The 22,488-nt window shown below is 64.7% G+C and carries 17 protein-coding genes; 2 read left to right on the forward strand and 15 right to left on the reverse strand.

What is annotated here, in order from left to right; genetic code table 11:
- The first annotated feature begins 56 nt into the window (after positions 1-56).
- Positions 57-1,067 carry a tripartite tricarboxylate transporter substrate binding protein gene (locus FSY59_RS12525; protein ID WP_148729050.1) on the forward strand — a complete coding sequence of 337 codons (1,011 nt, stop codon included), beginning with the start codon at positions 57-59 and terminating at the stop codon, positions 1,065-1,067.
- Between the two features lie 18 nt (positions 1,068-1,085).
- Here the strand turns inward: FSY59_RS12525 and FSY59_RS12530 are convergent, their stop codons facing one another.
- The 9 genes from FSY59_RS12530 to FSY59_RS12570 all read right to left on the reverse strand — a co-directional run bounded on the left by FSY59_RS12530 (position 1,086) and on the right by FSY59_RS12570 (position 10,227).
- Complete coding sequence (locus FSY59_RS12530) at positions 1,086-2,438, reverse strand: nucleobase:cation symporter-2 family protein (RefSeq protein WP_003051551.1); 1,353 nt, start codon at positions 2,436-2,438, stop codon at positions 1,086-1,088.
- A gap of 286 nt (positions 2,439-2,724) precedes the next feature.
- Positions 2,725-4,113 carry an 8-oxoguanine deaminase gene (locus FSY59_RS12535; RefSeq protein ID WP_003051548.1) on the reverse strand — a complete coding sequence of 463 codons (1,389 nt, stop codon included), beginning with the start codon at positions 4,111-4,113 and terminating at the stop codon, positions 2,725-2,727.
- A 102-nt stretch (positions 4,114-4,215) separates the two neighbouring features.
- Positions 4,216-5,124: a LysR family transcriptional regulator gene (locus tag FSY59_RS12540; RefSeq protein ID WP_019042988.1), complete on the reverse strand. Its 909-nt coding sequence runs from the start codon at positions 5,122-5,124 to the stop codon at positions 4,216-4,218.
- A 51-nt stretch (positions 5,125-5,175) separates the two neighbouring features.
- Positions 5,176-5,937: a 1-acyl-sn-glycerol-3-phosphate acyltransferase gene (locus tag FSY59_RS12545; protein WP_148729051.1), complete on the reverse strand. Its 762-nt coding sequence runs from the start codon at positions 5,935-5,937 to the stop codon at positions 5,176-5,178.
- A gap of 189 nt (positions 5,938-6,126) precedes the next feature.
- On the reverse strand, positions 6,127-7,419 hold the full coding sequence (locus FSY59_RS12550) for a dihydroorotase (RefSeq protein ID WP_043375077.1): 1,293 nt from the start codon (positions 7,417-7,419) through the stop codon (positions 6,127-6,129).
- 207 nt (positions 7,420-7,626) lie between these two features.
- Positions 7,627-8,589, reverse strand: coding sequence for an aspartate carbamoyltransferase catalytic subunit (locus tag FSY59_RS12555; RefSeq protein ID WP_003051536.1), 963 nt, complete (start codon positions 8,587-8,589; stop codon positions 7,627-7,629).
- A gap of 2 nt (positions 8,590-8,591) precedes the next feature.
- The gene (gene pyrR, locus FSY59_RS12560) at positions 8,592-9,122 is read right to left on the reverse strand and encodes a bifunctional pyr operon transcriptional regulator/uracil phosphoribosyltransferase PyrR (RefSeq protein WP_003051528.1); all 531 of its coding nucleotides are present in this window, start codon (positions 9,120-9,122) and stop codon (positions 8,592-8,594) included.
- Positions 9,119-9,631 carry a Holliday junction resolvase RuvX gene (ruvX, locus tag FSY59_RS12565; RefSeq protein ID WP_003051526.1) on the reverse strand — a complete coding sequence of 171 codons (513 nt, stop codon included), beginning with the start codon at positions 9,629-9,631 and terminating at the stop codon, positions 9,119-9,121. Before ruvX ends, pyrR begins: the two co-directional genes overlap by 4 nt.
- Positions 9,628-10,227, reverse strand: coding sequence for a YqgE/AlgH family protein (locus tag FSY59_RS12570; protein WP_003051525.1), 600 nt, complete (start codon positions 10,225-10,227; stop codon positions 9,628-9,630). The genes ruvX and FSY59_RS12570 overlap by 4 nt, the downstream gene beginning before the upstream one ends.
- A 22-nt stretch (positions 10,228-10,249) precedes the next feature.
- On the opposite strand from FSY59_RS12570, the gene FSY59_RS12575 reads away from it, so the two are divergent.
- Positions 10,250-11,740 carry a deoxyribodipyrimidine photo-lyase gene (locus tag FSY59_RS12575; protein WP_043375082.1) on the forward strand — a complete coding sequence of 497 codons (1,491 nt, stop codon included), beginning with the start codon at positions 10,250-10,252 and terminating at the stop codon, positions 11,738-11,740.
- A gap of 201 nt (positions 11,741-11,941) precedes the next feature.
- Here the strand turns inward: FSY59_RS12575 and FSY59_RS12580 are convergent, their stop codons facing one another.
- From FSY59_RS12580 to FSY59_RS12605, 6 genes are read right to left on the reverse strand one after another with little or no spacing between them, the layout of a single operon-like run.
- Positions 11,942-18,643, reverse strand: coding sequence for an Hpt domain-containing protein (locus FSY59_RS12580; RefSeq protein ID WP_148729052.1), 6,702 nt, complete (start codon positions 18,641-18,643; stop codon positions 11,942-11,944).
- 59 nt (positions 18,644-18,702) lie between these two features.
- Entirely contained in the window at positions 18,703-20,946 is a 2,244-nt protein-coding gene (locus tag FSY59_RS12585; protein WP_148729053.1) for a methyl-accepting chemotaxis protein, read from the reverse strand.
- 19 nt (positions 20,947-20,965) lie between these two features.
- On the reverse strand, positions 20,966-21,493 hold the full coding sequence (locus FSY59_RS12590) for a chemotaxis protein CheW (RefSeq protein ID WP_003051512.1): 528 nt from the start codon (positions 21,491-21,493) through the stop codon (positions 20,966-20,968).
- Positions 21,494-21,508: 15 nt separating this feature from the next.
- Complete coding sequence (locus FSY59_RS12595; RefSeq protein ID WP_003051510.1) at positions 21,509-21,871, reverse strand: PleD family two-component system response regulator; 363 nt, start codon at positions 21,869-21,871, stop codon at positions 21,509-21,511.
- Positions 21,871-22,275, reverse strand: coding sequence for a PleD family two-component system response regulator (locus FSY59_RS12600; protein ID WP_003051508.1), 405 nt, complete (start codon positions 22,273-22,275; stop codon positions 21,871-21,873). Before FSY59_RS12600 ends, FSY59_RS12595 begins: the two co-directional genes overlap by 1 nt.
- Positions 22,276-22,326: 51 nt before the next feature.
- A complete protein-coding gene (locus FSY59_RS12605) occupies positions 22,327-22,479 on the reverse strand; it encodes a rubredoxin (RefSeq protein ID WP_034399566.1) in 153 nt (50 codons plus the stop codon).
- Positions 22,480-22,488 lie beyond the last annotated feature (9 nt).

Raw genomic sequence — 22,488 nt, forward strand, 5'->3', positions numbered from 1 at the left:
AGCCAGGCTGTGCGCCATCTCATAGACTGTCTGCAAAACATCAAGAGGAGACATCAATGACCGCTTTCACCGAGCACGAGCCCCTGGCGCTGACCCGTCGCCAGTGGAGCCAATGGGCTGCAGCAGCCGCACTGGGAGGGCCGGCCGGGACAGCCCTGGCGCAAGATGCCAAATACCCCGCCAAGGCCATACGCCTGGTCATCCCGTTCACTCCCGGCGGCTCTGCCGACATTCTTGGACGTGCTATCGGTCACGAGCTGACCCTGGCCTGGGGCCAGAGTGTGGTGCCGGAAAACGTTGCCGGCGCAGGCGGCAGCATTGGCGCCGACCGCGTGGCCAAGGCCGTTGCAGATGGCTACACCCTGCTCATGGGCCATGTGGGCACGCTGGCCGTCACACCCACGCTCTACCCCAAGCTGCCTTACGACCCGATCAAGAGCTTTACGCCTCTGGCCTGGGTTGCGCGTGTGCCCAATGTGCTGGTCGTGCATCCTTCGCTGCCGGTCCATGATCTGGCATCGTTCATCAGCTATGCCAAGGCCAATCCCGGAGCGGTGAACTTCAGCTCGGGCGGCAACGGCAGCGCCGCGCATATGACCATGGCCTATCTGAGTCTGCAAGCAGGGCTGAAGATGCAGCATGTGCCCTACAAGGGCACGGCCCCCGCCGTCAATGATCTGGTGGCCGGTCAGGTGCAGGCCCTGTTCACCGGCATTCCCGCCGTGCTTGCGCAGATCCGCGCAGGCCAGATCAAGGCGATTGCCGTGTCGTCACCGCAGCGCATCCCTGCGCTGTCCAATGTGCCCACCGTGGCCGAAGCAGGCCTGCCCGGCTTCGAGGCCGACCAATGGTATGGCGTGGTCGGCCCGGCCAACATGCCTGCCGATGTGGTCGCCAGGATCAATCAGCAGATCAACGCGTCGCTCAAAAGCCCTGCCATTCTGGAACGTCTGCAAAGTGAAGGCGCCCAGCCCATGCCCGGCACGCCCAAGGTCTTTGGCGATCTGATCGTCAAGGACCTTGCGCGCTGGCGCAAGGTCATCATCGACAGCAAGATGACGCTGTGAGCGGGCAGCACTGAGGCGTCAGGCCGCAGCAGAAGTGGCGGTCACGGCAGCCGTCGCCGGCTCCAGCTCTTCCTCATGCGCATCGAGCTCGCGCCCCGGCAGCAGCAGATTCAGGCCTACGGCCACCAGCGCCCCCACGGTGATGCCTGAACCAAAGACCTCGCGTACAAAGGCTGGCATCTTGGAGAGCAGATCGGGCCGCACCGTCACGGCCAGACCACAGCCCAGCGAGACCGCAATGATCAGGCCGCTGCGACGCGTCTGCTCTGCGCTGCTGAGCATGCGGATGCCGGCCAGAATGATCATGGCGAACATCATCAGACCCGCGCCGCCAAGCACGGGCTGGGGAATCGTCACCACCAGCGCGCCAAGCACCGGGAACAGTCCGGCCAGCAGCAGCATCACGCCGGTCAGCATCACCACATGGCGGCTGGCCACGCCGGTGAGCGAAACCACGCCCACGTTCTGCGCGAAGGTGGAAACCGGCGGGCTCGACATCACGGCAGCAAAGGCCGAGCCCACGCCGTCACACAACATGCCGCTGGCCAGGCGCTTGCCGCGGATCGGCGTCTGCGTTGCCGCGCCCAATGCCATGAAAGTGCCGGTGGTCTCGACAATGGTCACGAGAAAGGCGATGGACATGGCAACGATGCCCGATACCGGAAAGCTCATACCGAAATGCAACGGCTGCGGAATCGCGAAGATCGGCGCCTCGCGCACCTGGGTGAAGTCGATCAGACCCAGGGCCAGGCACAGCAGATAACCGCAGGCAATCCCCAGCACCACGGCCGATGCAGAGATCACGCCCTTGCCCCATTGCACAAAGCCGATCACCAGCGCCAGCACAAAGCCCGCAATCGCCAGATTGCCCACGGCGCCGTAGCTGCCGCTGCCCACGCCGCCTGCGGCCCAGTCCACGGCGACGGGCGTGAGCGACAGCCCGATCATGGTCACGACCACGCTGGTCACGGTATGCGGAAAGAAGCGACGGATCACCGGCATGAAAAAGCTGCCGATGATCATCACCAGCGAGCCCACCAGTGAGGAGCCCAGGATGCCGGGAACGCCATGCTCCAGCCCCACGCTGATGCCCGCGCCGACAAAGGCAAAGCTTGTACCCATCACGCAAGGCAGGCGTATGCCGACAGGTCCCACGCCGCGGCACTGGATGATGGTGACGACGCCCGAGCCCAGCAAAGCCGCATTGACCAGGGCCACGATCTGGTCGGCCGGCAGCTTGAGCGCACCGCCGAACACCAGCGGTACGGCGATGATGCCGCCCAGCGCGGCGAGCAAGTGCTGCAGCGAAAGCAGCGTGGTGGTGATGAGGCTGGGCGGACGGTCTTCCACCCCGTAAAGCAGTTTTTCCATGGTCTTGTCTCCTGTTTTTTAGGTATGCAATCGCCGGGGAATAGGCTTCCCCGCGAAGGCCACAAGACTAAGCACGCAACCGGGAGCTCTCATATGCCGTTGCCGATACAGCCCATGCGCGGCGCCGTATAGCTTGTCCGGAATCGAGAAAGAATTTCTGGCACTCCAAGTCACCTGACACCAGTCCCGAGCCCACTTTTCTTCCAGTGCCACAAAGGCTTGGAATCTCTCTCACACCGATGTCCGGCCATCGCAATGGCCCCACGATGACCGTCATCGGAAAGTCTCAATGCCCTGCTGCAGCCCGCTCGAACAGGCTGCGCGCAAGATGGCGGTGCTGGCCCAGCACGATGGGCAGATCGGCGGTCAGCAGGCGTCCATCCTCGACCACCACACGGCCGTTGATGACGCTGCTGGACACATTGGCCGGCGTGCAGAACACCAGCGCCGCCACGGGGTCATGGCCTGCGCCCGCATAGCCGACAGCCTCCATGTCGAAGGCCACGAAGTCGGCCGACATGCCGGGAGCCAGCGCACCGATGTCGTCGCGGTTGAGCACGCGTGCACCGCCCAGCGTGGCAATTTCCAGCGCCTCGCGGGCACTCATGGCCGCCGGGCCGTAGCCCACGCGCTGCAGCAGCATGGCCTGGCGCGCCTCGCCCAGCATGTGGGCCCCGTCGTTCGATGCGCTGCCGTCCACACCCAGGGCCACGGGCACGCCCGCATCGCGCATGCTGCGAATGGGCGCGATGCCAGAGGCCAGGCGCATGTTGGAGCATGGGCAGTGCGCCACACCGGTGCCGGTGCGTGCAAACAGCGCAATGCCTTCGGGATCGAGCTTGACGCAATGCGCATGCCAGACGTCGCGCCCTACCCAGCCCAGGTCCTCGGCATATTGCGCCGGGGTCAGGCCGAACTTCTCCCGCGAGAAAGCCACGTCGTTGTCGTTCTCGGCCAGATGGGTGTGCAGCGATACGCCATGCGCACGCGCCAGCACCGCCGATTCGCGCATCAGATCGCGGGTCACCGAGAACGGCGAGCAGGGCGCCAGCACCACGCGCAGCATGGAGTGGCGCGAGCCGTCGTGGTACTGCTGGATCAAGCGCAGGCTGTCGCGCAAAATGGCCTCTTCCTCCTCCACTACCACATCGGGCGGCAAGCCGCCCTTGCTGCGGCCCAGGCTCATGGAGCCGCGCGCGGCGTGAAAGCGCATGCCCATCTGCTGCGCAGCCGCGATGGAGTCGTCCAGGCGCGAGCCATTGGGAAACAGGTACAGATGGTCGCTGGTCGTGGTACAGCCCGACAGCATGAGTTCGGCCATGGCGGTCTGGGTCGAGACATGGATCATCTCGGGCGTCAGGTGCGACCACAGCATGTAGAGGTTCTGCAGCCACGAGAACAGCTCGGCATCCTGAGCGGCCGGCACGGCACGCGTCAGGCTCTGGTACATGTGGTGGTGGGTGTTGACCAGGCCCGGCGTCACGACCTTGCCTCGCATGTCCAGCACGCGCGCCTGGCCCTCGTCTGCCATGCGGCGGTACTGCGCCGGCAGTTCGGCCGTTGCGCCCACCCACAGCAGGGCTGGGCCGTCCGCCACCAGCGCGCCATCTTTGATCTCGCGGCGCTGCGCATCCATGGTGACCAATACGTCGGCATTCAGGGCTATCAGGGTCATGGTTTCTTTCTCTCTAAACAAGAAGCGCAAGTCTAGAGAGCCGCCCAAGCGCGCGATAGCGCTGAATTCCGCCAACCATGTCCACAAAATGTGGACAAAGAATCAGTGTTTTCTCGCGTAGAGCCGCGCCAGCGCGGATTCGATGCTTGCCGCCATGAGTGCTGCGGCGGCACTCAGCTCCGCGCCCTTGCGCACAAACAGCATCAGGGTCTGGCGCTGCAGATGTGCGTCGCGCAGAGGCACGAAACTGAGCGAGCCGCGATCCAGCTCCTCCAGTACATCCAGCGCGTTGAGCAGGGCAATGCCTTCGCCCAGCATGACCAGGCGCTGTATCAGGGCCATGGAGGTGGACTCGGCCACCGGCGTCACCTCGATGGCACTGCGCGCGAAGGCTTCGTTGAGCAGACTGCGTATGGTCAGGGCCGGTGCCGGCAGAATCAGCGGATGACCCACGCATTCGCTGAGCAGCAGCGACGACTGATGGGCCAGTGGGTGCTTGACCGGCAGGATGGCTCCGATCTGCCATTCGCTGGCTGCCAGCATGCGCAAACCGGGTCTCGGAGCCAGATCGTAGGCAAGACCCAGGTCCACCTCCCCTGCTTCCACGGCAGACACAATGGCCTGTATGGGCAGGTCGATGACACGCACGACCATCCCCGGATGGCTGCTGCGAAAGTCATGCACCAGCGATGGCAGCAAGGAGCCCGCCAGGCCGGACGTCGCCGCCACCGTGATCTCGCCGCGTCTCATGCCCTTGAAGTCGGCAATGCGTTCGCACAGCGCTGCATGTTCGCGCAAGGTGCTGCGCACATGGGTCAGCACCATCTCACCCAGAGGCGTCAGACGCAGGCGATTGTGGATGCGGTCGAACAGCGGCGCACCCAGCTCGGCCTCCAGATCGAGGATCTGCCGGTTCACGGCCGTGGGAGCCACATGCAGGTACTCGGCCGCCTTGCGGATGGAGCCGCGGCGGACCACTTCATCGAGATAGCGCAAAACTCTGGCGTGCATGCGCGCAGCCTACACGGGTTTGAGCGGCTGCGGAAAGCGCCGGCAGAGCACCTAGTTCTGGCGCAGCCTGTCCACCTCGGTGTGCAGGTCCTTGGCCCAGGCGCGGCGGTCGCGCCCCTGGGCAGTCTCTGCCTCGCCGTAATGCACCACGGCAATCAGCTGTTCCGAGCAAAGCACGCGCCAGATGGAGCCCAGCAGGGTCTCGTCGCCCACATAAGTGGCGGCATAGCTGGTGCCGCCGGTTGTGCCGTCGACAAAGCGCAGCCCCACGGGCTGCACCGGCGCATCGCATTGCACGGCAGCCTCGAGCAGATTGGAGTGAAACGAGAGCAGGCTGCGCCCGTCGCCCGTCGTCCCCTCGGGAAAGACGGCCAGGATTTCGCCGCGTTTGAAGGCCTCTTCCATGGCGCCCACCATGCGCACTGCATCGCGGCGCGAGCTGCGCTGGATGTAGAGCGTGCCCGCTGCCGTCGCCAGCGTGCCGATGATGGGCCAGCCCTTGACGTCGGACTTGGAGATAAAGCGGCAATGGCGTGCCGCATGCAGCAGGGGAATATCGAGCCAGGAGATATGGTTGCTGACCATCAGCACCGGCCCCTTGGCTGGCGGCAGGCCTCTGACCTCCAGCTGCACCCCGGCGCGCAACAGCAGCGCTGCGGCCCAGGCCTGCACATGCTCGTGCTGCTGCTGGTAGTGCAGCTGCGGAAAGCGAAACGCCACGATCCAGGTGCCCTTGGCCACATGGGCCAGCAGACGCAGTCCGCGCCAGACTGCGCGCAAGCCGGTTCTGATTTTGTGCAAGCCGTTTGCCATGATTTCCAGGAAGTTTAGCGACTCAACTCAGAGGAGATGCAGCAACTTGAAACGGATAACGCCTAAAACCGACGCACACCAACAAAGTGACAGCGAGCAAGGGCCGCCCCGCAGCGAGGCTGTCGTTCCCCTCCCCTAGCGGGAAGCGCGTAGAGAGAGGGGGAAGGCGCAAAGCGCCTCAGGGGGTGCTTATCTCTGATAAGCGACAGCGCCGTCAACGATAGTCGTTACCACGCGCGCGGGCAGCTCGTAGCCATTGAAGGGAGTGCTCTTGCCCTGGCTTTGCAGCGCCTTGGGATCGACCGTCCACTCAGCCTCGGGGTCGACGATGCACAGATCGGCCACGCCGCCCACGCTGAGCCGTCCCAGCAGGGACTGCTGTTCGCCCAGCGCACTACCCAGCACGGCCACGGGCGCCGAAGTCACGACGGCCAGTGCGCGGTTCAGCGGCACCTTGTAGTCGCGGCTCCACTTCACGGCGATGGACAGCAGCAGCTCCACGCCGGTCGCACCGGGCTCGGCTTCGGCAAAAGGCAGCACCTTGGCGTCTTCGTCCACCGGGCAGTGATCGGACACCAGCGCATCGATGGTGCCGTCCGCCAGTGCGGCAGACAGTGCATCGCGGTCGCGCTGCTGGCGCAGCACGGGCACCACACGGGCGCTGCTGTCGAAGTAGCCGATATCGTTCTCGGTCAACAGCAGCGAGTTGATGGACACGTCGGCGGTCACGTTCAGGCCTTCGGCCTTGGCTCGACGCACCAGCTCCACGCCTGCGGCGCTGGAGATGCGGCACAGGTGAATCCGGGTCTGCGAGCCACGGATCAGCTCGAAGATGGTGTGCAGCGCAATCGTCTCTGCCGCCACGGACACCCCGGCCAGACCCATGCGGGTAGCCAGCGCGCCGCTGGCGGCCACGCCCTTGCCCAGATCCTTGTCCTGCGGGCGCAGCCACACGGCATAGCCAAAGGTGTTGGCGTAGCTCAGCGCACGGCTCAGCGTGGTGATGCTGGACAGCGGCACGTCCGCCTGGCCGAAGGCCACGCAACCGGACTCAGTCAGCTCGGCCATCTCGGTCAGCGTTTCGCCCTTGAGGCCTACGGTCAGCGCCCCCATGGGGAACAGACGCGACTTGTGCTGCTTCTCGGCACGGAACTTGAGCATTTCCACCAGGCCCTGCTCGTCGAGCACAGGCTCGGTATCGGGCGGGCAGACCAGGCTGGTCACGCCGCCTGCCACGGCAGCCGCCATCTCGGACTGCAGCATGCCTTCATGCTCGTGGCCGGGCTCGCGCAGGCGCACGGCCAGGTCCACCAGACCGGGCAGCACCCACTGGCCCGAGGCGTCGATTTCACGCTCGGCCACAAAGCCATCGGGCACCGTGCCGATGGCGACGATCACGCTGCCATCGATGGCGATATCGGCCTGCTGGTCAAAACCTCGTGCCGGGTCCATCACCCGGCCATTGCGAATCAGAATTTTCATGGTTTGGCACCAAATTGGCCACCAGCCCTTATCCCATAAGCGCCAGCAGCTATAAAAATATCTCTAAAAACCGTCTCCACCAGCAACTGCCGTTTGCTTCGTCGACTTTCGCACGGGACACCGAGCTAGGGCCGTCCCGACGCGAGGATGTCGTCCCCCTCCCGCCTTGCGAGAGAGGAGGAAGCCGCACAGCGGCTCAGGGGGTGTTCAAGCCTCGTTCCCCGCGACGATGGACATGACGGCCATGCGCACCGCGATACCGAAGGTCACCTGCGACAGGATCACGGCCTGCGGGCCATCCACCACGGCGGAGTCGATCTCCACGCCGCGATTGATGGGGCCGGGGTGCATGACGATGGCATCGGGCTTGGCCAGCTCAAGGCGCTTTTCGGTCAGGCCGAAGCTCTTGAAGTATTCCTGGCTCGAAGGCAGCAGCGCCCCGCTCATGCGCTCGTTCTGCAGGCGCAGCATGATGATGACGTCGCAGTCCTTGATGCCCTCCTCCAGATTGTGGAAGACGCGCACGCCCATGCTGGCCATGTCCGAGGGCACCAGGGTACGCGGGCCGACCACGCGAACCTCGGCAGCGCCGAGCGTGGTCAGGGCGTGGATGTCCGAGCGCGCCACGCGCGAGTGCAGCACGTCGCCCACGATGGCCACGCGCAGATTGGAGAAATCCTGCTTGTAGTGGCGGATGGTGTACATGTCCAGCAGACCCTGGGTGGGGTGGGCATGGCGGCCGTCGCCGGCATTGACCACATGCACATGCGGCGCCACATGTTTGGCGATCAGATAGGGAGCACCGGACTCGCTGTGGCGCACGACAAAGATGTCGGCCGCCATGGCCGAGAGATTGTCGATGGTGTCCAGCAGGGTCTCGCCCTTGCTGGCCGAGCTGCGCGCAATGTCCAGGTTGAACACGTCGGCCGACAGGCGCTTGGCCGCAATCTCGAAGGTGGTGCGGGTACGCGTGCTGTTCTCGAAGAAGAGATTGAACACGCTCTTGCCGCGCAGCAGAGGCACCTTCTTGACTTCACGGTCGTTGACGCTGACGAAGTTGCTGGCCGTGTCGAGAATCTGGGTCAGGATGTCCTTGGACAGGCCTTCGGTGGAGAGCAGGTGGATCAGCTCGCCGTTCTTGTTGAGTTGTGGGTTGCGCTTGTACAGCACGATCAGGCCTCTTGAATGCGGAAGTGGAAAACACCGCTCTCGTCGCGCGCCAGCGCCAGGGAACGGTCGGCCGGCAGCGCCACGCGCGCTGCGGCAAAGTCGGCCTGGATGGGCAGCTCGCGCCCTCCCCGGTCCACCAGAACGGCCAGTCGCACACTGGCGGGACGGCCGTAGTCATAGAGTTCGTTGAGCACGGCACGCACGGTGCGGCCGGTGTAGAGCACATCGTCCAGCACCAGCACATCGGCGCCGTTCACATCGAAGGCGATCTGGGTCTGAGCGCTGGAAGCCATGCCGCGCTGGGCAAAATCGTCGCGGTGCAGCGAGGAAGACAGCACGCTGGGCTTGCCCTTGAGATTCAGATCCTTGTGCAGGCGCTCGACCAGCCAGGCACCGCCCGAGGTGATGCCCGCCAGACGGGTATTGGGGCCCATGATGCGCTGCACACCGCGCAGCAGCTCGCTATACAGGGCTTCGGCGTCCAGGATCAGGCTGCCTTGTCCCGGCTGGTTTCCTGCAATGGTTTCACTCATGGGAGACTCCTCAAAAACTGTTCAAGAATGATGCAGGCCGAAGCCGCGTCGGCGTCGCGTGCGCCACCCGCCAGGGCTTCGGTCGTGCTGTAGCGTTCGTCCACCTCATACACCGGCAGCTTGAAGCGGCTTCTGAGCTGGCGGCCGAATTTCAGGGCCCGTGCCGTGTTCTCGTGCGCCGCGCCATCGGGATGGTAGGGAACGCCTATCACCAGGGCATTGGGCTGCCACTCGCGGATCAGCTTTTCCACTGCGGCCAGGCGTGCATCCGCCCCGTCGGCCCTGATGGTGGGCAGCGGGTTGGCGCCGCCCAGCACGCGGTTGCCCGAGGCGCAGCCCGTGCGCTTGATGCCGAAGTCAAAGCCCAGGAACTGCTGGAAATGGGCCGGCACCTCGGGCTTTTGCGGTGCGGGCGCCGCTGCAGGCCTGGCAGCCGCATTGTCGGCCGAGGAAAAAGTCGAGGAAAAGGCCGCATCGGCGGCCTTGTTGGAAGAGGAAATATCGTTCATGCGCGACCCGACTCAGGGGACAGCATCCAGCGCTGCAGACCCAGCAGGCCCAGAGCACGGTCATAGCGCTCGTCCACCGGGGTGCTGAAGATCACCTCGGGGTCGGCTTCCACGGTCAGCCAGGCGTTTTCGCCGATTTCGGATTCGAGCTGGCCTTCATCCCAGGAGGAATAGCCCAGCGTGACCAGCACGCGCTTGGGGCCGGCACCGTCCGACAGGGCTTCGAGCACATCCTTGGACGTGGTCATCTCCAGACCGCCTGGAATGGTCATGGTCGAGGCATAGGCCGATTCGTTCTCGGGCGCACCTTCGATGACCATGGGCTCATGCAGCACAAAGCCGCGATCGGTCTGTACCGGGCCACCGGTAAAGACCTGCTGATCGCGCAAATCATCGCGCTTGAGACCCAAATCCACTTTTTGCAGCAGGCCTTGCAGGCTGAGCTTGGAGGGCTTGTTGATAATCAGACCGAGCGCGCCACGCTCGCTATGCTCGCACAGGTAAACAACGCTGCGCGAAAACGACTCATCTTCCAGGCCGGGCATGGCAATCAGGAAGTGGTGCGTCAAGTTGATAGGCGCAGATTCTGCAGACATACAGCGATTTTACTGGCGATCCATGACTCCTTCTTACCCTGTGGGCTTGATCTGGCTGCGGCGCGACCTGCGCCTGGCCGATAACGCGGCCCTTTATCATGCATTGCAGCAATGTGAAAAGCTGTATTGCGTCTTTGTCTTCGACGACAGCATTCTTGCCGCCCTGCCACGCGCCGACCGCCGCGTGGAATTCATCTGCCAGAGTCTGGCCGAGCTGGATGCGGCCCTGCGCGAGACCACGGGGCGCCCGCAGACAGGGCTGATCACGCGGCGCGGCCTGCCCCAGGACATCATCCCGGCCCTGGCCCGGCAGCTGGGCGCGGGTGCGGTCTTCTGCAACGACGACGACGAGCCGGCGGCTCTTGCCCGCGATGCCCAGGTGGCGCGCAGCCTCAAGAGCCAGGGGCAGTTGCTGCTGCGCTTCAAGGACCACCGCATCTTTGCGCGCGACGAGGTGCTGACCCAGAGCCTGTCGCCGTTTTCGGTCTTCACGCCCTACAAGAACGCCTGGCTGCGAAAAATCACGCCGTTCTATCTCTCGGCCTACCCCAGCGAGCGCGATCTGGCGAGCAAGCTGGCCGACCTGCCGGACACCGAGCGCCGCACGATTCCCTCGGCTGCGGATCTGGGATTCGCTCCGGACACGCTGGCCGGCCTGCGCCTGCCCACCGGAGTCAGCGGAGCACGCCGGTTGCTGGCCGATTTTCTGCCGCGCCTGCCGCAGTACAAGGCGGCGCGCGACTTTCCTGCCCTCAAGGGGCCCAGCTATCTCAGCGTCCATCTGCGCTTCGGCACCGTCTCGATACGCGAGCTGGCCCGGCTCGCCCATGAGGCGGCGCACCACGAGGACTGGTCTGCCGCAGCGCGTGAAGGGGCGGCCACCTGGCTCAGCGAGCTGATCTGGCGCGACTTCTACTTCCAGATCCTGGCCCACCAGCCCTATGTCGTGGAACGCAGCTTCAAGCCAGCCTATGACGCTATCGAATGGGAGACGGGAGCCGAAGCCGACGCCCTCTTTGCCGCCTGGTGCGAAGGCCGCACCGGCTACCCGCTGGTCGATGCCGCCATGCGCCAGCTCAATACCAGCGGCTATATGCACAACCGGCTGCGCATGGTCACGGCCAGCTTTCTGGTCAAGGACCTGGGTCTGGACTGGCGCCGGGGCGAAGCCTATTTCGCCGAAAAGCTCAATGACTTCGATCTGGCGGCCAATAACGGCGGCTGGCAATGGGCGGCCTCCACGGGCTGCGATGCCCAGCCCTGGTTCCGCATCTTCAACCCGGTGACCCAGAGCGAGAAGTTCGATCCGGAGGGCAAGTTCATCGTGCGCTACGTCCCCGAGCTGACGCCTTTGCCGGCCAAACTGCGGCATGCCCCCTGGCTGGCCAAGCCGCTGGAACTGGCCGAAGCAGGCATCGCACTGGGGCGCGACTATCCCTTGCCCGTCGTGGATCATGCGGCAGCGCGGGAGAAAACCCTGGCACGCTACGGAATCCTCAAGAAGGAGTCCTGATCTGCCTCCTGCCTTCCGGCCCTGTGACGGTCCTGCCCCAAGGCACAGTACATGCTGCTTTACACGAGGCTGTCAGGTGCTCAGTCGGCACCCGTTCAAAAAAAGAAGCGGCTTGCGCAAGCCTATCCTACATTTCAGACTTATATCAACCTGAAATGCAATACTGACTGGCGCAAGCCGCTTCCTTATCAGGAGCAGCGCTTATTCGACCGCCACTCCTGGCTCCTCGGCAGGCCCGCCAAGCGGGCTGCGCTCGGGTGCAGGACCGCTGCGCTGCAGCGCGTAATGCCGGATCAGGCCCAGCAGTTCCTCATCGGAATAGGGCTTGCCCAGATAGTGATTGGCGCCCAGATCACGGGCCATTTCACGGTGCTTCTGGGCAATGCGTGAAGTGATCATGACCACGGGCAGGCCTTCCAGCGTCTGATCGGCGCGGATATTGCGCAGCAGATCGAAACCGTCCATGCGCGGCATTTCGATGTCCGACAGCACCAGGGTCGGGCGCTCGTCCTGCAGACGCTCCATGGCTTGCAGGCCATCGGCAGCCAGCGTGACGCGGTAGCCTTCGCGCTGCAGCAGACGCTGGGTGACGCGGCGCACGGTGATGGAGTCATCCACCACCAGCACCAGCGGCACCGTGGTCTGCGCGGCATCGGCGCCCAACAGATCGACACCCCCGGCCTCGGCCTGCTGGCCGCCTTCGGCGGCCGCCTGCTCGGCCCTGGCCAGCATGGCGCGCACATGCTCGCCATGGACGTTGGCCAGCGCCACCGGGTTGTAGATCTGCACGACAGCACCCGAGGGCAGCACGGACATGCCGGTCAGGCCCGGCAGGCGCGACAGCTGCGGGCCCAGGTTCTTGATCACCACTTCCTGGTTGCCCAGCACTTCGTCCACATGCAGCGCCACGCGCTGCGAGGCACTGCGCACAATCACCACCGGGCGCGTGCGGCCGAGGTTCTCCTCGCTGCGCAGCGAGGTCTGCCACAGCGCGCCGGCCCAGTAAAAAGGCATGACTTCGCTGCCGTCCTGGAACTCCTGCCTGCGATAGCTTTGCTCCAGCACATCGACAGGTACGCGGCGCACGATTTCCACCAGATTGGCGGGCACGCCCATGGACACGGCCCCCATGCGCAGCATCACCACCTGGGTCACGGCCGTCGTCAGCGGCAGCACCAGACGGAAGGCGCTGCCTCTGCCGGGCTCGGTATGGGTCTCGATACGACCACCCAGGGCGTTGACCTCGGAGCGCACCACATCCATGCCGATGCCGCGACCGGCAACGCCCGTCACCTCGCTGGCCGTGGTAAAGCCCGGCTCGAAGATCAGGCGCGCCGCATCTTCCAGCGTCATGGGACGCTCATCAGTCCACAGCTTGAGGCTGAGGGCCTTGCTGCGAATCCGCTCCAGGTCCAGCCCGGCGCCGTCGTCTTCCACCGACAGTGCCACGTCGTTGCGCTCCTGGCTCAGCACGATCTCGATGGTGCCGACAGCCGGCTTGCCCAGCGCCTCGCGCTGCTCGGGCGATTCAATGCCGTGAGCCACGCAGTTGCGCAGCAGATGCTCGAAGGCCGGCATCATGCGCTCCAGCATGCCGCGGTCCATTTCGATGGTGCCGCCCAGAATGTTCAGGCGCACCTGCTTGCCCATCTCCTTGGAGGTCTGGCGCACCACGGCATACAGTCGCTCGGCAAAGGAGTCGAACTCCACCATGCGCGTGCGCAGCAGATCGCGCTGCAGATCGCGCGCCTGCCGGCCCTGGGCCACCAGATCGTCTTCGGCTGCCGCCAGATCCCGCTGCAGATTGCGCTGCACGGTGGCCACGTCGTTGACCGACTCGGCCATCATGCGCGTGAGCTCCTGCACGCGCGTGAAGCGGTCGAACTCCAGCGGGTCAAAACCGGCCGCCGTGTCCTTGGACAGGGCCAGACGCGACTGCATCTGGCTTTCGGCCTGCACCTCGATGTCTCGCAGCTGCGTGCGCAGACGCTCCAGGTTGCCCGTCAGATCATGGAGCGCCGAGCGGGCCTGCGACAGACGCGCATCGACACGCGAGCGCGCAATCAACACTTCGCCGGTCTGGGAAATCAGGCGGTCCAGCAGCTGGGCACGCACGCGCACGGTCTGCTGCGAGGCGGCGCGTGGCACCACCGGCGCCGGCAGCTGAATCGCCTGCGCGGTCTCTGCGGCGCTCTTCTCGCCGGCCCCGGCAGCCGTCGCGGTCGGCGTCGCCTCGGTCTCTGCCGCACCCAGATGCAGCGCTGCCTGTGCCAGGTGGTCGTCCAGCTGCGCCAGCGGCTGCTCGGGCTCCTGCTCGCCGGCCATGCGCAGCACATCGAAGCTGGCCTGCAAAGCGTCGAAACTGCTCAGCAGCGGCTCTATCGCGTCGGCAGCGGGACGCTCCTGATCGATGCGTTCCACCGCCGATTCCAGGCGGTGGGCCATTTCGCCCATGCGCATGGCACCCGCCAGGCGGGCGCTGCCCTTGATGGTGTGCAGGGCACGCAGGACTTCGTTACGGGCTTCATCCAGCGCCGGACGACCATGCCAGCGGCGCAGTGCAGCGCCGAGCTTGGGCAACAGGTCGATGGCTTCTTCCTCGAAGATGGGGAACAGGTCGGGATCGACCTGATCGAGCACATCGATGTCGTCTTCGTCATCACCGGCATGCACCGCCAGCGCGATGGCTTCATCAATGCGGCGTTGCAGCTCGGCCTCATGCTCCACGCTGCCTCCGGCAGGCACCATGGAGTACGGCGGCTGCTGGGCTGGAGGCGGCGCCACATCCAGCAACGGATCGGCGGCCGCTGCATTCACGGCTTCCTCGGCGGGCTCCACGGCACCCGCATCGCAAAGCTGGGGCAAAGCCGCTTCCCCAGATAGCTCGGCGGCAAAATCCAGCGGCAAATCCTTGAGGTCGGCGGGCTGCTGCAGCACCTGCACCTCGGGCCACTCTGCCTCGTCCAGCCCGGCCAGATCGACTGGCTCGAGATCGACCGACTCGCCCAGAGCGCTGGCATCGATGGGGGTGTCCAGAATTTCGCGCAGCACTTCTTCGACGGCCGGCAAGGCCTCCTTGAGAAAGCCCGCCGCAAACTGATGCAGCAGACGACGCACCTCATCGGACGCGCTCAGGCATTGCTGAATCTGCAGCGCGCTGGCGTAGCCCTGAGGCTGCAGATGCAGCAGTGCATGCTCGAGCAAACGTGCCAGCTCCGACAAGGCCTTGAAGCCCACGGTGCCGGAGCTGCCTGCCAGCGAATGCGCCAGCGCGATCGCATCGTCGGGAATGGCTTCGCCGGGCTCCTGCAGCCACTGCTGCAACACCTCGCCCAGACGCTCGGACCAGTCGTCTGCTTCGTTCAGATAGACGTTGTACAGCGCTGCGCTGATGCGCAGGCCGTCGATATTGCGATAGCCGTCGTCCGGCTCGGCTGTCTGCTCGGGCGACGGCTCCGTCGCCGGGACTTCGGGCTCTGCCGCCTGAAGCGGCTCTTCGACCATGACTGGCTCGGGCACGCCATCCAGCAAGGCTTCAATCGCCTCCAGCTCAAGCACGGCCTCTGCGGACGGCAACTCGGCCACCGTGTCCATGGAAGCCGCCTCAGCAGAGGCCGTCTCAAAGGAGGCTGTCTCAGCGGAGGCCGTATCCACGGGGGCCGTATCCGCCTCCAGCGCGGTCTGCACGGCGATGGCAGCCTGTTCGCTTTCGCGCATGGCCGCTTCGAAGGCGGCGAAGTCCAGCTCCTGCACCTCGTCCGCACTGCTGCTTTGCTCTGGCGACGACTGAGCCTCGATCACAGCATCGGCAGCCGCATCTTCGGTCCGCTCTGGCGCAGGCTCGCCTTCCGACTCCAGCGTGGGCAGCGCGGATGCGTCGAGCAGCTCCGGGGCCGCCAGCTGCAGCAGCAGATCGTCGGGAATATCCAGCTGCGGCAAGGCAAAGTCGGTCGTTGCCGCCTCGGGTTCAGGAACAGACTCCTGCCCGGGCACGGAAGGCAGCTCCTCCAGGGAGAAGTCCAGTTCCGGCATGGCAAATGCGGGCTCGCTCCGGGCAGTCAGGGCATCGGAGCCGTGCTCTGCAGCCTCGGCCTCGAACTCCTGCGGCCACTCCTGCACTTCGGCGGCCAGCGCGGGGGGCAGCTCCGGCACTGGCACTGGCACTGGCGCGTGCGCGTGCGCTGCAGCGGCCTGCGCCTCGGCTGCGTCCCACACCGGCTCCATGCGCTCCGCGCGACGAGGAACCAGGGCCACGTCGGCACGCTCGCCCTGCAGACGCATGGCGTCGGCGGCAGCTCGGAAGGCCGTGGCCGACCAGTTCTGCGCCTGCCGGCTCTCAATATCCCGGGCCCAGGCGGCAAAGGCTTTCAGGGCATCCTGAGCCAGTTGCTGCATGGCCTGCGGCATGGGCCGCTGCTCTGCCAGCCAGGCATTGAGCATCTGCTCCATGGCCCAGCCGGCTTCGCCAAATTCATCCAGCCCCACCATGCGCGAGCTGCCCTTGAGCGTGTGAAACGCCCTGCGCAGCGTGGTCTGCTCGCTCAGGTTGCCGGGCTCATCGGCCAGAGCCTGAAGGGCCTGCAAGCCGTTATCCACGACTTCACGGGCTTCCTCCAGGAAGATCGACAGCAGTTCATCGTCGCCGTCCAGCGCTTCGGCACTCAGCTCGGCGGACGCAGACAGGGGCTCTGTCGCAGCAACTGCTGCGCTGCTCGGGCCGGCCAGATCCTGGCCGGAATGGGAGGCGGTGACGGCATCATCCGCTGCCGGCCTGCCCGATTGCATGTCCGCAAACACCTGGGCCATGGCATCGGCCAGGGCATCGGAGCCTGCCACCGCCGGCTCGGCCACAACAGGTGCAGGCATTGCCTCGAAGTCGGGCAAGGCACCTGGTTCGGTTGCGGCCCAGGCCGGGGTGTCCTCGTCGTCTGTGAGCCGCGCCTGCAAGGGCTGCGGCTGCGCCGCAGGCCGCAATTCGGCGGGCGGCGGCGGTGCAGCGACCGAAGGCTCGATGGCCGCTGCAGCTGTTGGGATGGCCGCTGTGGCAACCGCTGCGGCCGCAGGCTGCGCAGACGGCACGCCCTCCATGGGAATATCCACGGTCGGCCGGAAAGCTTCGGGGCCGCGACTGCGGCTGTGACCCATGACGATGCGCAGTTCGTCCTTTTCCTCGTCATAGACAAACAGCTTGCGCGCCATATTGCGCTGGTAGCTGAGCATGTCGATGAGAAAGCCCATGGCACCCAGACTGCTGCCCAGCTTCTCGAAGATACGGGGCTGATTCTCGATCGTCACCTCGCCGAGCATCAGATGCTCGACGGTGTCACGCATGCGCTGCATGGCGGTCGCGGCCTGCTCGAAGCCCAGCACCGACAGCACGCCGCGCATCTGCGCCATCTGGCCCGGCACCGAGGCCAGCACCGAGGTATCGGAGGGGTTGCGAAAGAACAGATCCAGCTGCTTCTCGGCCTCACCCAGGGTGATGCGCAGCTCGCCCACCACCGATCCCATGGTCTGCTGGTCGCTGGCCTGACGGTAGAGCTCCTCCATCCAGATTTCCAGCGGCTCGGACTGCGCGCCATGCAGCGCCGCATCCAGACGCTGGACCAGCACGCTGGACTGGGCGGCCTGTATCTCGTCGTCATGCCCGGCGGTCATGAAGCTGGCCTGCAGATAGAGCACTGCGGTCGCCACCTCCATGGCCAGCTCGGCCGGTGGTGGCTCGCCGATGCGTTCCACCGTCTCGGCGACACGAATCAGCGCGCGCGCCAGACCGTGGCTGACAGGCTGCAGCTTGACCAGCGACTCGGACACCAGCCCGAACTGCTCGGCCATGGACCGGATCTTGCTGCGGTCGCCACCGGCGACCGCTGACCAGGTTTCGGCGGCGGCCGCAATGCGCTTGCGCGCCTGCACCAGCACCGAGGGATCGAAACGCCCATAGCGCGCCACGTGGTAGTCCACCACCGGCATGTGCTCCATGGCATAGGCCTCGTGCACGGCCTTCAGGCTCTCGCCGGCCTGCTCGCGGGGCCTGGCCTGCGCGCAAAAGAACATCAAATCCTGCAGCAGTCGGGCGGGCGGCAGGCTGTCGCCCTTGGCCATGCTGGCGTACTGCATGAGCACGCGCGAGGCCATGCGCTTGACGTAGATGTCGGCAGTGATGAGACCGCGAGCCTGAGCATCAAAGAAAGCTGCGGCAATCTTCCAGAAACTGCGCGCTGCCACATCTTCGGACTGAGCGGCGGCAAAGCGCCGGCAGAGCTCGCACATCTGCGCAGCTGCCTCCCGGTCGTCGCTCTTGACCATGCGCAGCACCACGCCGTCCAGCATGGCGCGTGCATGCGGGCCATAGGCCAGAGGCTCGGGCATGGCTCCGCTCCAGCGGGGCTCGCGCGCACGGCGCTCCGCAGGCCACAGGTCTGCCGGGTGTGCCTTGTCGTTGCCGGCCAGCACCTGGGTCTCACGATACTGGGGGAACAAGGCTACGGCAGAGACCTGCTGACCGGCCAGCACGGCCTCCAGGAATTCCATCAGCGCAAAATGCGTGCGCTCCAGCGTGGTCGCCGCTTCCTGCGTGCAGTATTCGGGGCGCTGCACGAAGCGGTTGACCGCAGCTTCCATGCTGCGCATCACCTGCGCCGGAGCGGTGACGCCCACCATCTCCAGGGCGCCGCAGGCCTGGTGCAGTTGCTGGCGAGCAATGCGCAGCGCCGATGTATCCAACTCCTCAAGATCAGACAAACGGGCTGCATCCGCATCGCGCATGAAACGGTTCACCGCCTTGGACGCTGCCTCCAGCGACTTGCGCACTTCATCGAGCACCCAGGCCAGCGGCCCCAGATCCTGCTCTGCTGTTGCAGACATGGCTGCACGTATTGGCGAGTCGTCAACCACTGACATGCTCTAGTTCCTTAACCCTCAAGGGTCGTGCATTTTTACGAGAGAAAGAGCCAGTCAAATCAGGCAATCTTGAATCGGGAAACGGACTGACGCAGCTCTTCGGCCATATGGGAGAGCTCGCGCACCTGCTGTGCCGTGGTACGAGTGCCCTCGCCGGTTTGCTCGGTCACGGCAAAAATGTGCTGAATGTTTTCCGCCACGCCGTTGGCCATATTGGCTTCACGCGAAGTGGAGTGGGAAATCTGCTCGATCAGCTCGGCCAGTCGGCGCGACACGCTGTCGATTTCAGACAGTGCGGTACCCGCCGAGTCGGACAGACGGGCTCCTTCAACCACACCCTGGGTAGAACGCTCCATGGCGGCCACGGCATCCTGGGTATCGGTCTGAATCGCCTTCACCAGCGCGGCAATCTGTCGCGTGGCGTCGGCAGAGCGCTCCGCCAGACGCTGCACTTCTTCGGCCACCACCGAGAAGCCGCGACCGGCTTCACCGGCGGACGCGGCCTGAATGGCGGCATTCAGCGCCAGCACGTTGGTCTGCTCGGTAATGTCCGAAATCAGTTCGGTGATTTCACCGATCTCCTGGGACGATTCGCCAAGGCGCTTGATTCGCTTGGATGTGTCCTGAATCTGATCGCGGATGGAGTTCATACCGCCGATGGCGTTCTGCACGGCCTTGAGACCCGAGTCCGCAGCCTGCAGCGACTGGCGGGCCACCTGGGCCGATTCCTGCGCCTGGGCCGAGACGTTGTTGATACGGCCGGCCATGTCCAGAATCGACTTGCCGGTCTCGCGAATTTCATGCAGCTGCTCGTTCGATGCAGCCAGCAGCTCGGTCGAGGTGACGTCCACCTGTTCGGTGGTCTGGGCCACTCGGGTCACGGTGTTCTGCACCGAACCCACCAGCGCGCGCAGCTCTTCCACCGTGTAGTTCACCGAGTCGGCGATCGCGCCGGTGATGTCCTCGGTCACGGTGGCTTCCTGCGTCAGGTCGCCTTCGGCCACCGACTGCAGCTCGTTCATCAAACGCAAAATGGCGGCCTGGTTGGCGTCGTTGATGCGCTTGGCTTCCTGCTCCTGCAAACGGGCATCGACCTGATGGCGCTCGGCTTCCTGCTGGCGCGCACGGCTGTCCAGCAGCTGCACGCGCGAGATGCCGATACCGCTCAGAACTGCGGCCAGAATGGCCACGGCCAGCAGCGCCAGCTGCAGCATGCTGGCTCCGCCCAGTCCCTGCAGAGCCGTCTGCAGCTGCTCCAGCTGCTGACGCAGCGGTTCGCTGTCGTTGTTGATGCTGGCCTGCGCTTCACGGGCCGACACCAGACCTTGCAGATTGCCCAGAATGGCGCTGGCCTGCGTGCGCGTGTCGTCGTACTGCTTGATCAGCGTCTCGAGCTGTTCACGCACCTGGGGATCGCGTGCCGCCGACAGCCGCATTTCGGCGCTGCCGTTGAGCAGACCTTCGGAGATTTCCTTGAACGAGTTCAAGTCCTTGCCAAGCAGGAACACAGCCTCGGGGCTCACGCCCTCCAGGGTCTGGAATTCATTGGCAGACTTGGCAATCCGCTGGGTCAGCATCACCAGCTGGCCGGCAGCAGAGATCTCGGCCGCACCGGCACCCTGCTGCAGCTTCAGCGAAGAAATGGTTTCCGCGGTTTCCAGCAGATCGGAGGACTGACGGTTGATGGTGCGCAGCGCGTCGCCCACCTGGGTCAGCGTCTTTTGCTGCCCGAGAATCAGCCCCGCACTCTTTTCCGCGCGCTCCATCAGGGTGCTGATGGAGCTGAGCTCGTCCTGCAAGCCGCCGCCCAGCGCATTCACGCCCAGGTCGGAATCGCCGGCAGCCAGCGCTCGCACGTTGCGCGCCAGAACGCCGGCGCTGTCCTTGACGTCGGCAAACGCAGGAGCGGCCCCCGTCATGGCGATGGAGACCGACTTGGCCAGACGCTGCGACTGCATCAGCGCCTGGCCGGTTGCCGCCAGCTGCTGGTTGGAGTTGCTGGCTTCGCGCAGCATCCAGGCCGACAGCACCACCAGCACCAGCACCGAGCCACCGAGCAGGGTGAACAGGGTGCGCTGGTGCTTGGCCGTCGTGGCCGTGCCGAGAATGGGCAGGCTCACCAGCTCGTCCGCACGACCGGCTTCCTCGACGCCGAAGACGGAAGGTGCCCCCTGCACGCTGTTGAGCGAGCCGTCATACAGATCCTGTACGACCGTGTCTCCCATCATGCTGCTATCACCACTGGCGGCTGCCGCGATGGGCTTGCGTCGGAACAACTGATTTATTTTCTGTGCAAAGGACATAGCGCTGTATCCAGGAACCTCAAGCACGAATGCTCAAAAATTTGGCGGTTTGAGACAGGGGCTGCAATTTCAGCTCCTGCCAGCGGCGGCCGCTCGCATCGATATGGACGGCTCCAAAGAAACTCGGGGAGTGCTCAGGCGCGGGCTCGGACCTGGAAAAAGCGTCGGCGGCACGCAGGCCCAGCAGACGATCGGCCAGCAGGGCCGCGTTGACCTCCAGAGCCGGGTTGAAGGCCAGCAGGCTGCAATCCATCAGCTCCTGCTCATTGCGGACATTGCCATGGCCCAGCAACTGAGCCAGGTCCACCACGCCCATCAGGGAACCGCGCAGATTGGCGATGCCCAGAAACCAGGCCTGTGTGTAGGGGACGGGCTGAACGCCGGTCCAGGGGAAGATCTCTCCCGCCTGGTTCAGCGGCAGCAAATAGTCCCGTCCGCCAGCCTGCACTGCCAGCCAGGCAGCCACGCTGACGCCTTCGCTGCGTGCTGCCTGCAGGCGCCCGGCCAGACGGGATTGAAGATCTCGGAGGGCTTCGCGGTTCGCCATAAGCAGCGCAGCTCGTTACAGAGCGGCGATCTTGGCTTGCAGCTCGGCGGCATCCACGGGCTTGGTGATATAGCCACGTGCGCCCTGACGCATGCCCCAGACCCGGTCGGTTTCCTGATTCTTGCTGGTGCACATGATGATGGGCACATCGGCATACAGGGGATCGCGCGAGATGGCGCGCGTCAGCTGAAAGCCGTTTTGTCCGGGCATGACCACGTCCATCAGGATCAGGTCTGGCTTGTCTTCGGCCAGGCGCTTCATGGCTTCCTCGCCGTTTTCCGCAGTGCGCACCTGCAGGCCCTGCTTTTGCAGGATATCGCTCAGAGCCATCAGCTCCGTCTTGGAATCGTCAACGACCAGAACTTTTTGAATTGTCATCATGCAGCTCCCACATCTGCAGCTTGCAGCGCGAACTGTTGTACGGCTTGCAGCAATTGATCTTTGGTGAAGGGTTTGGTCAGATAGTCCTGACAGCCCACCATGCGTCCACGGGCCTTGTCGAAGACACCGTCCTTGGATGACAGCATCACGATGGGCGTATTGGCAAAACGCGCATTGCGCTTGATGATGGCGCAGGTCTGATAGCCGTCGAGCTTGGGCATCAGAATGTCGCAGAAGATGAGCTGCGGCTGGTAGTCGTTGACCTTGGACAAGGCATCGAAGCCGTCATCGGCCAGAAGAACCTCGTAACCACCTTGCTTGAGGAAAATTTCAGCGCTGCGGCGGATGGTATTGCTGTCATCCACGACCAGAACGCGCAAAGGCGCAGCAGATGCTGTCACGGTGAAATCCCTCCCAATTCGGTCGTCAATGGAATCGAGTGTCTGAGGCACTCAGATTTCCACCATTTCAAAGTCTTCTTTGCGCGCACCGCATTCCGGGCATGTCCAGTTCATGGGCACATCTTCCCAGCGGGTGTTCGGAGCAATTCCATGTTCGGGGCAGCCTTGGGCTTCGTCATAGAGCCAGCCACAGGTCAAACACATCCAGGTTTT

It is taken from the genome of Comamonas sp. Z3, from assembly GCF_008121565.1.
Classification (GTDB): Bacteria; Pseudomonadota; Gammaproteobacteria; order Burkholderiales; family Burkholderiaceae_C; genus Comamonas; species Comamonas brasiliensis.